Origin of the sequence: Gluconacetobacter sp., from assembly GCF_047721585.1 — a bacterium.
Classification (GTDB): domain Bacteria; phylum Pseudomonadota; class Alphaproteobacteria; order Acetobacterales; family Acetobacteraceae; genus Gluconacetobacter; species Gluconacetobacter dulcium.
This window is the reverse complement of record NZ_JBDNXE010000028.1, coordinates 19,782-33,912: the sequence shown is the minus strand read 5'-3', so window position 1 is coordinate 33,912 and position 14,131 is coordinate 19,782. Positions and strand designations below refer to the sequence as shown.

The following is a 14,131-nucleotide window of genomic DNA, read 5'->3' as shown; positions in this document are numbered from 1 at the left end:
GGGGGGGGGTTGCTGGTCCATCGGGGCGCGGGGCCGCGGCCGGGTCTTGGGGGGGGGGGGGGGGCGGGGCGGGGGGGGGGGGGGGGGGGCGGGGGGGGGGGGGGGGGCGCCCCCCCCCACCCCGCCAAAGGCGGTGCCTTTGGAAACCGCTTTTGGGGTCAAGGGGCGTTAAGCCTGTTGCGTTCGAAGGGGGTGATGACGTCGGCCAGGGTGTGGCGGTCCAGGACCGTGGTCATCGCCTGTAATGCCTCGCCCAGGACGCCGCGCAGGCGGCAGGCGGGCATGAGCAGGCACTGGGCGCGTGGATCGGTGTCCGCATTGGCGCCCATGCAGGCCAGCAGGGCCATGTCGTCTTCCATATAGCGCACGACGGCGCCGATATTGATGTCGGCGGCCGGACGGGCAAGCCGGATGCCGCCATTGCGGCCGCGAATCGTGTCGATGAAGCCGGCCTTGCCCAGGCGGTGGATGACCTTGACCATGTGGGCTTCGGAAATGCCGTAGACGTCCGCGATCTCGCGGATCGAGGACAGGCGCTCGGTCCGGCTGCTGAGATAGATCAATGCGCGCAGTGCATAGTCGGTTTGCAACGTCAGTTTCATGATCGGAAAGATGCGCGTTCTTGACAGGTTTTCCAATCTGTCCGAAAAGGTGTATTGAAAATAAACCTTAAAGGATGGACCCATGTCCGCTCCTCTCGACGACGCGACCCGTGCAATCATCCGTGCCACCGTCCCCGCGCTGAAGGCGCACGGGGTGGATATCACCACGGAAATGTACAAGCGCCTGCTGGCGCATCCGCAGATTCGCGATCTGTTCAACATGTCGCACCAGCGCGACGGCGCGCAGCCCAAGGCGCTGGCGCTGGCGGTGCTGGCCTATGCCGAGCATATCGACCGGCTGGGTGCGCTGGGCGGCATGGTCGAGCGGATCGCGGAGAAGCATGTCGGGCTGAACATCCTGCCCGAGCATTACCCGTATGTGGCCGAGGCCCTGCTGGGGGCCATCGCGCAGGTGCTGGGGGATGCCGCGACGCCGGAGATCCTGGATGCGTGGGGCAAGGCTTACTGGTTCCTGGCCGATATCCTGATCGGCCGGGAAAAGCAGATCTATGACGCGCATGAGGCGGAGCCGGGCGGCTGGGTGGGCTGGCGGGCGTTCCGCGTGCGGGCGCGCAGGCAGGAGACGCCGGCGATCGTGTCGTTCGAGCTGGTGCCGGTCGATGGCGGGCCGATCGCGCGGCATAAGGCCGGGCAGTATCTGAGCTTCAGGCTGGATGTGCCGGGGCATGAGACGCAGCGCCGCAATTACAGCATTTCCTCGGCGCCGGGGGCGGATCATTATCGGATCAGCGTCCGTCGGGCCGAGGGGGGCGTCGTGTCGCCGTGGTTGCACGATAGCGTGCGGGAGGGGGCCGAGCTTCAGGTTGCCAATCCGGCCGGTGATTTCGTGCTGGACGAGGCGGCGGGTGGTGCGGTCGTGCTGCTGACGGCCGGTGTGGGCCTGACGCCCGCGGTCTCGATGCTGGCGGAACTGGCGGCGAAGGCCGGACGTTCGGTGCGGTATGTGCATGGGTCGGACACGCCGGAGACGGCGGCCTTCGTGCCGGATGTGTGTGATCTGGCCGCGCGTGGCGTGCTGACGGCGGATTTCTTCTTCGCCCATGCGGATGGGACGGTTCAGGATGGCGGGCCGGGGGTGACGCGGCATGCCGGGCGCGTCGGCACGGGCTGGCTGCGCGAGACGCTGGACCGGGAGGCGACCTATTATATCTGTGGGCCGGACGCGTTCATGCGGGACATGGTGGGGACGTTGCGGGCGGTGGAACTGCCGGCGGCGCAGATCCGCTATGAGTTCTTCGGGTCTGCTGTCGATCCGGAACTCGTCGTCTGATCGATGGTCGTGCGGCTGTCCGGGGGGAGCCCTTCGGACGGCCGGCGCGAATGGAGGGGGCTATGGTGCGAGACGATCATCGGTCCGAGATCGGGCTGAAGCGCGTGTATGACGCGCCTGAACCCGGAGACGGGGTGCGCGTGCTGGTGGATCGGCTATGGCCGCGCGGGGTGCGCAAGGACGCGCTAAAGATGGATCTGTGGCTGAAGGACGTGGCGCCCAGCCCGGATCTGCGGCACTGGTTCGGGCATGATCCGGCGCGCTGGGAGGAATTCCAGGCCCGGTATCGCCGGGAACTTCAGGCTGGAAATCCGGAGATCGCGCAACTGGAGGCGCTCGCGGGCAGGGAAAAGGTCACGCTGCTGTATGCGGCACATGATCTGGCGCATAACCATGCGCTGGTGTTGAGGGATTTTCTGCGCGGGGCGTGACCGCCCGCGCTGACGGCTTTTAGAGCATATCCTGTTTGAATGCGTGCATTCAAACAGGTGAAGATGCTCGTAAAAACAATAGACTGGAGCATCTTCACCGAACCGGCTTTTGCTGGTGGCCGGCTCACATCTGATGGTGGCGTGATGCTGCTGGCGGCCGCCGAACGGCTGTCCGTTCAAGATGCACGATTTCACGTTGCGCCATCGGCACATGCACCTCCGATGGTCTCGCGCGGGACATCCGCACATATGATACGGCCTGCTCGAGAGCTACCGACTGGTAAACCGGTCTACCTATTCCAGCAGGGCATAATCGTTAGTCCCGGACGCTCCCTAGGACCGCTCCAATCAATCGATCAGGTTCCTCTCCGTCACCTAATCCTTGGCAGAGAGGAAACCAGACCAATGACCCAATTCACCGCTTATACGACCGACACCGCTCCCGAAGCGGCCCGCCCCATTTTCGAGGGTGTCAAGGGCGCTTTCGGCTTCGTACCCAACCTGCAATCCTACATGGCCGAGTCACCGGAGTTGCTGGCAGGCTACACGGCACTCTGGGATCTGTTTTCCAAGACGACACTGACCGCTCATGAGCAGCAGGTCGTTTACCTCACCGCAAACTACGAGAATGAGTGCCGTTACTGCATGGCCGGTCACACGACACTGGCCAAAATGCAGAAGATGGACGCGGCCGTGATTGAGGCTTTGCGTGCCGGTAAGCCCTTGCCGGATGCGAAGCTGGAAGCACTCCATCACTTCACGACGTTGGTCGTCCGCAATCGCGGCCAGGTCGCCGATGCCGATGTCGACGCTTTTATCAATGCCGGTTTCACCCGCCGCAACGTGCTTGAGGTTGTGCTGGGCGTCGCCACCAAGGTGATGAGCAATTACACCAACCACATTGTCCACACCCCCCTCGACGATTTCATGAAGGGGAATGAATGGACGAAACCGACCGGCAACGCGTCGTGACGTTCGGGCGCCCGGCATGACGCCGGGTGCCCTTTCTTCCGGAGCCGGGCACATTATCGAGATTTTCAGGACCGCATGAACGCGACCAGCCGGATCATATGTCCGGGAACGAGACGCCCGATGGCCCGCGTGGAATAGACGTCATTCACGATTGAGCCATCCGGTGCAAGGATGAAGCCGGTCGTTTCCAGAAAATGGCCCGGCTGTGATGGTGCATGTCACAGGCCCCAGTGCGTTCGACGATTGTCTCAACGTCAGCGGAGTGGCCCGGTGGGAATAGCCAGTGTTGTCGTCGGGTAGAGCGGCCATTCTGAAAATTGCCTGCCAGAGCGCTCACACCACCGAATTCATGAGATCCTCGACGAAGCCTGCGAACTGACGTGCTTTCGCGGTCATCATACGACCGGCTGGAAAAACGGCCCAGAGATCGATGGGGGGCAACGACCACCCTTCCAGCACCCGCACGACGGCGCCGCGTTCCAGTTCCGGCGCGAACATCCAGTCCGACGTGATGGTCAGGCCCATGTCCGCCAGTATTGCGGCACGCAACCCTTCGGCGGCGCTGACGCGCAGCCGTCCCGAGACGGAAACCGACACCGCCGCCCCGTTCCGCGTGAACGACCAGACGCTCGGCAGTTGACTGTAGATGACGGTGTCATGGTTCGCGAGATCTGCAGGGTGCCGCGGTAATCCCGCACGCGCCAGATATGCAGGCGTTGCGATGACCGAGCGCCGGCCGGTCGCGATTTTTCTCGCAACGGCTGTGGAATCGGAAAGCGCGCCCATGCGCAGGGAAATGTCGACACCCTCCGCCACGAGATCGATCATCCGGTCGTCGAGGAGGAAATCGACATCGAGTTGCGGATGTGCCGCCAGAAATGCGGGTAATTTCGGAATCACATGCAGGCGGGAAAACGTCGTCGCCGCCGACACCCGCAATCGCCCGGACAGCCCGATGCCCGCCCCCTTGGCGGCGCGTTCCGCCTCGTCCGCCTCCTGGATGGCATTGCGCGCGCGTTCATAGAAGTTCTGCCCGGCCTCGGTCGGCGTCAGGCCGTGCGTCGTGCGGATCAGCAAGCTGACCTGAAGCCGGGCCTCGAGTTGCGCCACGGTCTTGGAAACCGCCGGCTGGCCCACGCCAAGTTGACGCGCCGCGGCTGAGAACGAGCCCGTCTCCACCACGCGCACGAACGTGGTCATTGCCTGATATCGGTCCATGCCATTCCTCCGAGGAATGACCTTTATCGCCCCGAGACGGCTGCCATGTCGAGCGGCATGGAAGATATCGTCTCCCTCACCCGGACAGGCCGGGCCAGAGAGAAAGAAGACCCGATGTTCGGACCCTTCATTGTCGCGGCGTTCGAACCGGCCATCGCGCACGGCATGCTCGCCTTCCAGCTCACCGGCAGCCCGCTTCATGCCCTGCTGGCGTTGGTCGGCCATGCTCTCTCCAGCCCGCAGGCCCGCCATGAAGGAGACAACGACGATGCTTGATGTTTATGCTTTCGCGACGCCCAACAGCGTCAAGGTGCCGATCGCGCTGGAGGAACTGGGACTTCCCTATACGCTGCATGGCGTCAATGTCCGCAAGGGCGAACAGAAGACGCCAGAGTTTCTCAGGCTGAATCCCAACGGCAAGGTGCCGGTCCTCGTCGACACGCCCGAGAGCGGCGATCCGTTCGTTCTCACGGAATCAGCGGCGATCCTCGTTTATCTCGCCGAGAAGACCGGGCGGCTCCTGCCGGCCAGCGGGGAAGAGCGCGCCCGCGTTTTCGAGCAGCTTTTCTTTCACGCCTCCGGTCTGAGCCCGGCTTTCGGCCAGTCCGGCTTCTTCCAGCGCTTCGCCGCCGAGCCTCAGCCCCTCGCCATCGCGCGTTTTGCCGCCGAAGCGACACGCACGCTGGGCGTGCTCGACGGCGTGCTGGCGCAGCGCCCCTTCGTCGGCGGGGAAGACTTCACCATCGCGGACATCGCCCATTTCGGCTGGCTGTGGCGCCGTGGTTTTCCCAACATCACATTCAGTGACGCACCGCATGTCGCCCGCTGGTACGAAACAATCGAAGCGCGCCCGGCCGTGCAGCGCGGCATCGCCCGCGTCGAAGCGCTCGTTCCGCAAGACTGACAGCATCCCAACCCAGGAAAACATCATGTCCATGCTTTTCACGCCTTTCAGAGCGGGTGCGCTGTCGCTCGGCCATCGGGTCGTCATGGCGCCCCTGACCCGCATGCGTTCGGAACCCGGTGACAGGGCCGGTGCGCTCATGCGCGACTATTACACCCAGCGCACCTCCCGGGGCGGCCTCATCGTTTCCGAAGCCACGCCCGTCGCGCGGGAAGGATACGGTTATGCTGGCGCGCCCGGCATCTATGACGACGTGCAGATCGATGGCTGGCGCGCGGTGACCGATGCCGTGCATGCGGGGGGCGGCAAGATCGTCATGCAGCTCTGGCACGTTGGGCGGCAGTCCCATCGCGATCTGCAGCCCGAGGGCGGCGCGCCCGTGGCACCGTCCGCGATCCAGGCGGAAGGCGATGCCTATACCCCGAACGGGCCGGCACCGTTCTCGATGCCTCGCGCGCTCGCACTTCATGAAATTCCTGGCGTGATCGAACAGTTCCGGCAGGGCGCGGCGCGCGCGAAAATGGCCGGTTTCGATGGCGTGGAAATCCACGGCGCGAATGGCTACCTGCCCGACCAGTTCCTGCAGGACGGCACCAACCATCGCACCGATGAATATGGCGGCCCGATCGAAAACCGCGCGCGCTTCCTGCTGGAAGTAACACAGGCGGCTATCGATGTGTGGGGCGCGGACCGCGTCGGCGTGCGGCTGAGCCCAAGTGGCACGTACGGTTCGATGTCCGACAGCAATCCGCAGGAGACCTTCGGCTACGTCGCGAAGAAACTGGACGAAATGGGCATCGCCTATCTTCACGTCGTCGAGCCGCGCATCAAGGGCACGGAACTGGTCGCCGAGAGCGATGCCGTCGCGGCCCGGTATTTGCGCGGCGCCTTCAGCGGCACGCTCATTGCCGCTGGCGGTTTTGATGGCGCCAGTGCCGAGGCGATCATCCGGGCAGGTGACGCCGATGCCGTCGCTTTCGGGCGGGCGTTCATCAGCAACCCGGATCTGCCGGAACGTCTGCGACGCAATCTGCCGCTGAACGCGTATGACCGTTCGACCTTCTACGGCGGCGATGCGCATGGCTACACCGATTATCCGGCGCTTGAATCCGTCGGTTGAAATCCCGTTCCGGCCCGGAATGACCGATCGTCGTCCGAGCCGGCATCCCCCACGCAGCGCATCGCTCTATCCCGAGCATGTCACGACGAGCCATAATGGAAACGACCATGTCACTTCAGGCAAAACTCGACGCCTTCAAAACCGACTTTGAAGCCGGCAAGCCACCCTACAACGTGCCGTATGCCGTCATCGAGGTGATGCGTCGCGCCACCGCCGAACTGATCGCCTCCGGTGCCGCCGAAAAGGCGCTCAAGGCAGGCGACAGGGCTCCGGTTTTCACGCTGGACGATCCGAAAGGCAATCCGGTGTCCTCCGCCGATCTTCTGGCGAAGGGGCCGCTGGTCGTGAGCTTCTATCGCGGCGTCTGGTGCCCTTACTGCAACATGGAGCTTCAGGCGCTCGAAGCCGCCCTGCCGTCGTTCCGCGCACTGGGCGCAAACCTGATCGCCATCTCGCCGCAGACGGTGGTCAACAGCCGCAAGTCGGTGCGCCAGAACGCGCTTGATTTCCCGATCCTGTCGGACACGCATAACGATGTGGCCGCAAAATTCCGCCTGCGTTTCGCGCTGCCGGATTATCTGGTCGAACTCTACCAGAACCTGAAGAACGATCTGCCGGGCTTCAACGGTGACGACAGCTGGACCCTGCCGATGCCGGGCCGCTTCGTGATCGGCCAGGACGGCGTGGTTCTCTATGCCGAGGTCAACCCGGACTATACCCGCCGCCCCGAGCCTGAAGACATGCTTCCGGCCCTGCGCAAGGCCGCGAACGTCACGGCCTGATCAGCGCGATATCCACGCCAGCCCGACATGGTGTTCCGGGCTGGCGCGGACGATCAGAAAACGGGAGACAGACGATGACACCGAGAGAAAAAGGCAACGCGGCAACACGCGCCCTGATGGGGCCTGAGCCGTCCGAGCGCCTTGCCGCCGCCGCCGCGTCCAGCACATTCGGGGCTGATATTGCCGGATACGCGGTCGATCACGTTTTCGGCGACATCTGGACGCGCGATGGTCTCGACCAGCCGCGCCGAAGCCTCATTACCATGACAGTCATGGTGGCGCTGCGACAGCCGCACGAATTCCGTCTGCATATGAATTTCGCGCTCGACCACGGCATGAAGCTGCGCGAGATCGAAGAAGCGCTGATCCAGATGCTCCCTTATGTCGGATTTCCAGCCATCTCGAACGTCCTGCCGATCGCCACAAAAATCATAGCCGAGCGTGGGCTGGACAAGACGGCCGATTATGCAGGCCATCGCGGCCTTCTCTGAAACAGGGCGGGGGGCCGCAGGCATCGGAACGCGGCATGACCCTGTCTGCGGTGCCTTTTTCGCTTCCTCCCGCTCCCCTTCACTCCTGGAGACCCGACAATGCAACGAACCTTTCTGATTACCGGCGCCAGCAAGGGCATTGGCCTGGCTCTGGCGCATAATCTGGCGAAGCAGGGTCATCGCGTCGTCGGTCTGGCGCGCAATCGCACGGACGGCTTTCCAGGCACTCTTGTGCAGGCGGATCTTGCCGACAGCGATGCAACGGCACGCCTGTGCGCCGAGCTTGCGGAGCAGCACGCGTTCGATGGTGTCGTCAACAATGTCGGCCTCGTCAGGGCACAATCTCTTGAAGAGGTTTCCCTGTCGGCTCTCGACGAGGTCATGCGGGTCAATCTTCACCCGGCTGTCCTGACGGCCCAGGCCCTTCTGCCGGGGATGAAGGCGCGTGGTTGGGGACGCATCGTCAACATATCCAGCCTGACAGCCCTTGGGGCCGTGCAACGGACCGCCTATGCCGCGGCGAAGGCGGCACTGATCAGTTTTTCGCGGGGGTGGGCCCTCGAACTTGCCACGACCGGGATTACGGTCAACACCGTCGCTCCTGGCCCAACAGAGACCGAATTGTTTCGCGCCAACAACATGCCCGGCAGCGATGGTGAAAAACGCTATCTATCGAGTGTCCCCATGAAGCGGTTCGGAAGACCGGAAGAAGTGGCGGCGGCGATCGCGTTTGTGCTGTCGGAAGACGCATCGTTCATGACGGGGCAGACCCTGCATATCGACGGCGGAGCCTCGATCGGAAAAGCCTGACCGAACATGTGGGCTGGCGAGCGAGAGCGGCCCGTTTCGGGCCGCGCCCGACATGTGTTTCCGAGCATCGGAGCGGAGTGGCCTTGATGGCCATGAGCACCGAAGCCCAGAAAACGCGCGGAGGAAACGCGCGGGGGACACGCCGCCAGCGCGCATGTTCGGTCAGGCTCTGAGACCTGATCTTCAGGCCTGGCGGTTTTCCAGCAGGCTGCGGCGGATGTGGCGGCCGCGTTCGATGCGGTCGACGATGAAATCCTCGTCGCCCCAGCGGATGGCGCGGGCCATGGCCTGGGCGTCTTCCATGAAGCGGGCCAGCATTTCCAGCAGGGCTTCGCGGTTGTTCAGGAAGATGTCGCGCCACATCACCGGGTCGGATGCCGCGATGCGGGTGAAGTCGCGGAAGCCGGAGGCCGCGAAATCCAGCACTTCGGAGCGGGTTTCGTCGGCCAGGTCGTCGGCGGTGCCGCAGATGGTGAAGGCCAGCAGGTGCGGCAGGTGGCTGACGATGGCGCAGACGCGGTCGTGATGGGCCGGGTCCATGATGCGCGTGCGCGCGCCCAGGCGGTGCCACATCGTCTCCACCAGCGCGGTGGCCGCCGGGTCGGTGTCTTCCAGCGGTGTCAGCAGGCACCAGCGGTCGTCGAACAGGGTGGCGAAGCCGGCGTCGGGGCCGGAATATTCGGTGCCGGCCATCGGGTGGGTGGGCACGAAGGGGATGTCGGGCCGCAGGGCGGGAGCGATGGCGTTGATGATCGACTGCTTGGTCGATCCGACCTCGCTGAGGATCGCGCCGGGTTTCATGACCGGCAGGATCTGGGCGCCGACGGTGGCGATGGCGCCCACGGGCACGCAGAGGATGACGCAGTCGGCGTCGGCGGCGGCACGGAGGGGATCGGCTTCCACGCGGTCAGCGATGCCGAGTTCCGTGACGCGCTGGCGGACGGCGGGGTCGATGTCGCAGGCCACCAGTTCGCGGGCGATCGTGCCGTCGCGCTGGGCGCGGCGCAGGATGGACGAGCCGATCAGGCCGGGGCCGATGACGGCGAGCGTGCCGAACAGGGGGGAAGCGGTCGGGGTTTCGGTCATGGCGGGAGGCGGTTCAGCGCGAGCGTTCGGAGGCGGGGTAGGGACCGTCCTCCGGGGTGGCATTCGCGCGGCTGCCGCGCAGGCGGCGCACCTCGGCGGCCTGCCACAGCAGCAGGACGGGGACGCCGATGGCCAGGTCGCGGCCCCGGCGCAGCAGCGACAGGCCCAGCGAGATCGACGGGTCGATGCCGAAGGCCGAGCCGAGTGCGATGTAGGCGGCTTCCTGCACGCCCAGGCCGGCGGGCACCAGGAACGAGGCGGACATGATGCCGCAGGCCACGCCCTCGATCACGATGGCGCCGCTGAGGCTGAGATGCGCGCCGAGGAAATAATAGCCGACCCAGATGGCGGCGGCGCTGCCGATCCAGGCGACGAGATGGACCGCCGCGGCCTCGGCGATGCGGCCGGGGTGCGACCACATCTCGTCCAGCTTCTCCTGCAATGTGTCGGCACGGCTGAGCATCGCGCTGTGCCATTGCGAGGCGATGTTGCGGCTGAGGCCGCGCGCCATGCGCTTGAGGATGGTGCCGCCGTGCTGCTGGGTCCAGATGAAGCCGCCGATGCCCACGGCCAGCAGCAGCGTGCCGATGATGACCGGCTTGGCAAACGGGCTGGATTGCTGGTGCACGACCAGGAACACCACCGCGATCAGCACGAACACGATCTGGCCGAGCACCTCGGTCGTCAGGTCCACGATATTGGCGCTGGCGGCCTCGGGCCAGTCGATCGACCGGCCGCCGGTGCGGGGCGTGGCCTCGGCGCCGGTGGCGCGGATGCCGATCAGGATGCCGCCGAGCTGCGAGAAGGGCAGGCAGGTCGCCGCCGCGTCGCGGACCATGCGGGCCATGGTCAGGTGGGCCAGCCCGATCTCGCGGCAGGCCGCGTGCCAGGCGACGCCCAGGATTGCATCCACTGCAAGCTGGGCGAGGATGGTGGCGCCGAATCCGACGATGCCGATGGACAGGACCGCCTTCAGCACGGACCCCGCGCCAAGCCATGCGGTGCATCCGGTAATCAGGGCCAGTCCCAGGAAGGCCAGCAGGATCGTGAGTTTTTTCAAGGATTGACCGCACTTCGTCTGCCGCGCCATGGCCACTCCGCCAGGGAGGGGGCCGACGCATGGGTTGGGCCTGACTTACACTAGAGGAGGGTCTGGCGCCACCATGTGGTGTCGGGATAAATGGTGCCCCGCCTTCCGCCGTCCGCACGACCCCTCGGGGCCGCGCGGGCGGGACCTTCCGGAGCATTTGATCGGATCATGACTGCCCCCACGCTTGTTACCGGCGCGACCGGATTCGTCGGTTCGGCCGTTGCCCGCACGCTGTTGCAGCGGGGGCACAGCCTGCGGCTGATGGCCCGCAAGGGCGCCGACCTGAGCAATATCCGCGATTTGCCGGCCGAGATGGTCGAGGGCGATCTCTCCAACCCCGCGACGTTTGCCGATGCGGTGCGCGGCTGCCGCTATGTATTTCACGTCGCCGCCGACTACCGGCTGTGGGTGCCCGACCCGGCGCCGATGATGACGGCGAATGTGGAGGGCACGCGGCGGCTGATGCTGGCGGCGCAGGACGCGGGGGTGGAGCGGATCGTCTATTGTTCCTCGGTGGCGGCGCTGGGGCTGATCGGCGACGGCACGGTGTCGGACGAGGCCACGCCGGTGCATGAGCATGCGGTGATCGGCATCTACAAGCGGTCGAAATACCGGGCGGAGCAGGAAGTGCTGCGCCTGGTGCGCGAGCGTGGCCTGCCGGCGGTGATCGTGAACCCCTCGACGCCCGTGGGGCCGCGCGACATCAAGCCTACGCCGACCGGGCAGATGATCCTGGATTGCGCGGCGGGCAAGATGCCGGCCTATGTCGATACGGGCGTGAACCTCGTCCATGTCGATGACGTGGCGGAGGGGCATGCCCTGGCGCTGGAACGGGGACGGATCGGCGAGAAATACATCCTGGGCAGCGAGAACCTGGCGCTGCGCGACCTGTTCGCCATGACATCGCAGATCGCGGGCGTGAAGCCGCCGCGCGTCAGCCTGCCGCAGGAGGTGATCTGGCCGGTGGCGGTGGTGTCGGAATGGCTGTCGCGCGGGTTTGGCATCGCGCCGCGCGTGACGCGCGAAATGCTGGCCATGTCGCGGAAGAAGATGTTCTTCTCCTCCGACAAGGCCGAGCGGGAGCTGGGCTATGCGCCGCGTCCGGCGCGTGACGCGGTGACGGATGCGGTGGCGTGGTTCCGCCAGAATGGCATGCTGAAATAAGACGGATGCCAAGACGATGGTCCTGCTGCTGACGGCGCTGCTCTGCGCCCTGATCTGGCTGTTTCTGATCTGTTTCCATGGCCGTTTCTGGCAGGGGGGGCCGATTCTGGACCCGGTTGCCATTGCCGGGGACAATTGGCCGCCGGTCTGCATCGTTGTCCCGGCCCGTGACGAGGCCGGGTCGGTGCAGGCCTGCGTGGGGTCGCTGCTGGAGCAGTCCTATCCCGGCCCGCTGTCGCTGGTTCTCGTGGACGACAACAGCACCGACGGGACCGGCGATCTGGCGCGCGCGGTGCCCGACCCGTCGCGCCGGCTGACCGTCGTGACCGGTGGCGAGCGGCCTTCCGGGTGGAGCGGCAAGCTGTGGGCCGTGGCGCAGGGCGTGGCCGAGGTGCGGCGCCAGGTGCCTGCGGATTCGGGGTATGTGTTCCTGACCGATGCCGACATCACGCATGATCCGGCCCACATCGCGACCCTGGTGGCCAAGGCGCGGACCGACGGGCTGGACATGGTGTCGGAGATGGTCGCGCTGAACTGCGCCAGCGTTGCGGAACAGATGCTGGTGCCGGCCTTCGTCTTCTTCTTCGCGCTGCTCTATCCGTTCGCGCGGGTCAATGATCCGGGCAGCCGCGTCGCCGGGGCGGCGGGTGGGTCGATCCTGATCCATCGGGAGGCGCTGGCGCGCATCGGTGGCATCGAATCGCTGCGCGGTGCCCTGATCGACGATTGCACCCTGGCCATGCATGTGAAGCGCAGCGGGGGGCGGCTGTATCTGGGGCATAGCCGGCTGGCGCGTTCGATCCGGCCCTATCCGCATCCGGGCGATATCTGGCGCATGGTGGCGCGGACCGCCTATGTGCAGTTGCGCTATTCGCCGCTGCTGCTGGTGGGCACCGTGCTGGGCATGGTGCTGGTCTGGATCGCGCCGATGCTGCTGGCGCTGTTCGGCCATGGGTTGCCGCGCCTGCTGGGGGCGGCGGCGTGGGTCGTCTCGATGGCGTCCTTCGTGCCGACGCTGCGGCGCTTTCGCCTTTCGCCGGCCTTGGCCCTGTTTCTGCCGCTGGTGGCCGTGTTCTATACCGCCGCCACCGTCGGGTCGGCCATCGACCATCATCGAGGGCGTGGCGTGGTGTGGAAAAGCCGCGCCTATCGCGAACCGAACGGGAACGCCCCGCCAAAATGACAGGACAGTATGTGAACGCGACCCAGAGCCCGCAGGATACCGCCGCGCCGACCGATCAGGACGTGTGGGGAACCGAGGATGTGTCGTCCGGCAAGGGGGCTTCCGACGAGAATTTTCCCGTCGGCTCATTGCTGATCAGCCGGCGGCTGCGCCCGCATGTGCATGCCTATTATGATTTCGCGCGGGTGATCGACGATATCGTCGACAATGAGCGGTTGACGCCCGAGGCCAAGATCGCGCGGCTGAATGCGATGGAAGACGTGGTGCGGGGCCGGCGCGAGGCCCCGTTGCGCCGCGATGCGCAGACGGCGGTGCGCGTGGGGCGGACGCTGGCGGTGACCGGGGTGTCGGTCGAAACCGCGACCGACCTGATCGTGGCCTTTCGCCAGGATGCGGTGAAGAACCGCTATGAATCCTGGGAGGAACTGGCCGATTACTGCCGGTATTCCGCCAATCCGGTCGGGCGGTTCCTGCTGGAACTGCATGGCGAGCGCGCGGAGACGTTCGGCCCGTCCGACGCGCTGTGCACGTCCTTGCAGGTGCTGAACCATTTGCAGGATTGCGCCGACGATCTGCGCACGCTGGATCGCTGCTATCTGCCGCTGCCGTGGCTGGCGCGCGAGGGGGCGTCGGTGGACGATCTGCGGGCGGGCCATGCCTCGCCGGGGTTGCGGCGGGTGATGAACGCGCTGCTGGACCGGGTGGACGGGCTGAACGACGAGGCCGCGCGCCTGTCCGGGCTGGTGCGCGACCGGCGCATGCGGCTGTATTGTGCGGTGATCGTCGGGCTGGCGCGGCGTCTGGCCGGACGGCTGCGGCGACAGGACCCGCTGGCGGGCCGGGTGAAACTGACGCGCGGCGACGCGGTGGGGGCGTTGGCGGGTGCCCTGCGCGTGCTGCCCTGATGGTAGGGTGGGGTTTTGTCTTGGGCGCCGATCCGCCATAAACCCTGCCGCGGAGTGATACGGATGATGGAAGCGGGAAGGC

General features: G+C 65.8%; 16 protein-coding genes. 12 read left to right on the top strand and 4 right to left on the bottom strand.

Features of this window, described 5'->3' with window-relative positions; all coding sequences use genetic code 11:
• Nucleotides 1-158: 158 nt before the first annotated feature.
• Nucleotides 159-602 (bottom strand): Rrf2 family transcriptional regulator, encoded by a 444-nt coding sequence (locus ABF821_RS07490; protein ID WP_415529575.1) that lies wholly within the window; start codon nt 600-602, stop codon nt 159-161.
• An 82-nt stretch (nt 603-684) separates the two neighbouring features.
• On the opposite strand from ABF821_RS07490, the gene hmpA reads away from it, so the two are divergent.
• The 3 genes from hmpA to ABF821_RS07475 all read left to right on the top strand — a co-directional run bounded on the left by hmpA (nt 685) and on the right by ABF821_RS07475 (nt 3,296).
• Nucleotides 685-1,893, top strand: coding sequence for an NO-inducible flavohemoprotein (gene hmpA / locus ABF821_RS07485; protein ID WP_415529574.1), 1,209 nt, complete (start codon nt 685-687; stop codon nt 1,891-1,893).
• A 62-nt stretch (nt 1,894-1,955) separates the two neighbouring features.
• Nucleotides 1,956-2,324 (top strand): DUF488 domain-containing protein, encoded by a 369-nt coding sequence (locus ABF821_RS07480; RefSeq protein WP_182975516.1) that lies wholly within the window; start codon nt 1,956-1,958, stop codon nt 2,322-2,324.
• Between the two features lie 405 nt (nt 2,325-2,729).
• Complete coding sequence (locus ABF821_RS07475) at nt 2,730-3,296, top strand: carboxymuconolactone decarboxylase family protein (RefSeq protein WP_182975517.1); 567 nt, start codon at nt 2,730-2,732, stop codon at nt 3,294-3,296.
• 333 nt (nt 3,297-3,629) lie between these two features.
• Here ABF821_RS07475 and ABF821_RS07470 read toward each other — a convergent pair whose 3' ends face one another.
• Entirely contained in the window at nt 3,630-4,514 is an 885-nt protein-coding gene (locus ABF821_RS07470) for a LysR family transcriptional regulator (RefSeq protein WP_415529573.1), read from the bottom strand.
• 114 nt (nt 4,515-4,628) lie between these two features.
• Between ABF821_RS07470 and ABF821_RS07465 the strand changes: the two genes are divergently transcribed.
• The 6 genes from ABF821_RS07465 to ABF821_RS07440 all read left to right on the top strand — a co-directional run bounded on the left by ABF821_RS07465 (nt 4,629) and on the right by ABF821_RS07440 (nt 8,621).
• Nucleotides 4,629-4,790: a hypothetical protein gene (locus ABF821_RS07465; protein WP_415529572.1), complete on the top strand. Its 162-nt coding sequence runs from the start codon at nt 4,629-4,631 to the stop codon at nt 4,788-4,790.
• Entirely contained in the window at nt 4,783-5,418 is a 636-nt protein-coding gene (locus tag ABF821_RS07460; protein ID WP_182975520.1) for a glutathione S-transferase family protein, read from the top strand. Before ABF821_RS07465 ends, ABF821_RS07460 begins: the two co-directional genes overlap by 8 nt.
• A 25-nt stretch (nt 5,419-5,443) precedes the next feature.
• Entirely contained in the window at nt 5,444-6,538 is a 1,095-nt protein-coding gene (locus ABF821_RS07455) for an alkene reductase (RefSeq protein ID WP_415529571.1), read from the top strand.
• Between the two features lie 107 nt (nt 6,539-6,645).
• Nucleotides 6,646-7,320, top strand: coding sequence for a peroxiredoxin-like family protein (locus ABF821_RS07450; RefSeq protein WP_415529570.1), 675 nt, complete (start codon nt 6,646-6,648; stop codon nt 7,318-7,320).
• 74 nt (nt 7,321-7,394) lie between these two features.
• Nucleotides 7,395-7,811 (top strand): carboxymuconolactone decarboxylase family protein, encoded by a 417-nt coding sequence (locus tag ABF821_RS07445; RefSeq protein ID WP_415529569.1) that lies wholly within the window; start codon nt 7,395-7,397, stop codon nt 7,809-7,811.
• Nucleotides 7,812-7,910: 99 nt separating this feature from the next.
• Nucleotides 7,911-8,621 carry an SDR family oxidoreductase gene (locus ABF821_RS07440; protein WP_182975524.1) on the top strand — a complete coding sequence of 237 codons (711 nt, stop codon included), beginning with the start codon at nt 7,911-7,913 and terminating at the stop codon, nt 8,619-8,621.
• Nucleotides 8,622-8,804: 183 nt separating this feature from the next.
• On the opposite strand, the gene ABF821_RS07435 is transcribed toward ABF821_RS07440, so the two are convergent.
• Nucleotides 8,805-9,707 carry a prephenate dehydrogenase/arogenate dehydrogenase family protein gene (locus ABF821_RS07435; RefSeq protein WP_182975525.1) on the bottom strand — a complete coding sequence of 301 codons (903 nt, stop codon included), beginning with the start codon at nt 9,705-9,707 and terminating at the stop codon, nt 8,805-8,807.
• Between the two features lie 13 nt (nt 9,708-9,720).
• A complete protein-coding gene (locus ABF821_RS07430; protein ID WP_182975526.1) occupies nt 9,721-10,767 on the bottom strand; it encodes a lysylphosphatidylglycerol synthase domain-containing protein in 1,047 nt (348 codons plus the stop codon).
• Nucleotides 10,768-10,965: 198 nt separating this feature from the next.
• Between ABF821_RS07430 and hpnA the strand changes: the two genes are divergently transcribed.
• From hpnA to hpnC, 3 genes are read left to right on the top strand one after another with little or no spacing between them, the layout of a single operon-like run.
• Complete coding sequence (hpnA, locus tag ABF821_RS07425; protein ID WP_182975527.1) at nt 10,966-11,961, top strand: hopanoid-associated sugar epimerase; 996 nt, start codon at nt 10,966-10,968, stop codon at nt 11,959-11,961.
• Between the two features lie 16 nt (nt 11,962-11,977).
• Nucleotides 11,978-13,144, top strand: coding sequence for a glycosyltransferase (locus ABF821_RS07420; protein ID WP_415529568.1), 1,167 nt, complete (start codon nt 11,978-11,980; stop codon nt 13,142-13,144).
• Nucleotides 13,141-14,049 carry a squalene synthase HpnC gene (gene hpnC / locus ABF821_RS07415; protein ID WP_182975529.1) on the top strand — a complete coding sequence of 303 codons (909 nt, stop codon included), beginning with the start codon at nt 13,141-13,143 and terminating at the stop codon, nt 14,047-14,049. Before ABF821_RS07420 ends, hpnC begins: the two co-directional genes overlap by 4 nt.
• The last annotated feature ends 82 nt before the right edge of the window (nt 14,050-14,131 follow it).

Excerpts from the sequence above, each read along its gene's own strand:
- ABF821_RS07490 (WP_415529575.1), bottom strand. The coding sequence starts at position 602 with ATGAAACTGACGTTGCAAACCGACTATGCACTGCGCGCATTGATCTAT.
- ABF821_RS07440 (WP_182975524.1), top strand. The coding sequence starts at position 7,911 with ATGCAACGAACCTTTCTGATTACCGGCGCCAGCAAGGGCATTGGCCTG.
- ABF821_RS07435 (WP_182975525.1), bottom strand. The coding sequence starts at position 9,707 with ATGACCGAAACCCCGACCGCTTCCCCCCTGTTCGGCACGCTCGCCGTC.
- ABF821_RS07455 (WP_415529571.1), top strand. The coding sequence starts at position 5,444 with ATGTCCATGCTTTTCACGCCTTTCAGAGCGGGTGCGCTGTCGCTCGGC.
- hmpA (WP_415529574.1), top strand. The coding sequence starts at position 685 with ATGTCCGCTCCTCTCGACGACGCGACCCGTGCAATCATCCGTGCCACC.
- hpnC (WP_182975529.1), top strand. The coding sequence starts at position 13,141 with ATGACAGGACAGTATGTGAACGCGACCCAGAGCCCGCAGGATACCGCC.
- ABF821_RS07445 (WP_415529569.1), top strand. The coding sequence starts at position 7,395 with ATGACACCGAGAGAAAAAGGCAACGCGGCAACACGCGCCCTGATGGGG.
- ABF821_RS07480 (WP_182975516.1), top strand. The coding sequence starts at position 1,956 with ATGGTGCGAGACGATCATCGGTCCGAGATCGGGCTGAAGCGCGTGTAT.
- hpnA (WP_182975527.1), top strand. The coding sequence starts at position 10,966 with ATGACTGCCCCCACGCTTGTTACCGGCGCGACCGGATTCGTCGGTTCG.
- ABF821_RS07460 (WP_182975520.1), top strand. The coding sequence starts at position 4,783 with ATGCTTGATGTTTATGCTTTCGCGACGCCCAACAGCGTCAAGGTGCCG.
- ABF821_RS07450 (WP_415529570.1), top strand. The coding sequence starts at position 6,646 with ATGTCACTTCAGGCAAAACTCGACGCCTTCAAAACCGACTTTGAAGCC.
- ABF821_RS07465 (WP_415529572.1), top strand. The coding sequence starts at position 4,629 with ATGTTCGGACCCTTCATTGTCGCGGCGTTCGAACCGGCCATCGCGCAC.
- ABF821_RS07475 (WP_182975517.1), top strand. The coding sequence starts at position 2,730 with ATGACCCAATTCACCGCTTATACGACCGACACCGCTCCCGAAGCGGCC.
- ABF821_RS07420 (WP_415529568.1), top strand. The coding sequence starts at position 11,978 with ATGGTCCTGCTGCTGACGGCGCTGCTCTGCGCCCTGATCTGGCTGTTT.
- ABF821_RS07470 (WP_415529573.1), bottom strand. The coding sequence starts at position 4,514 with ATGGACCGATATCAGGCAATGACCACGTTCGTGCGCGTGGTGGAGACG.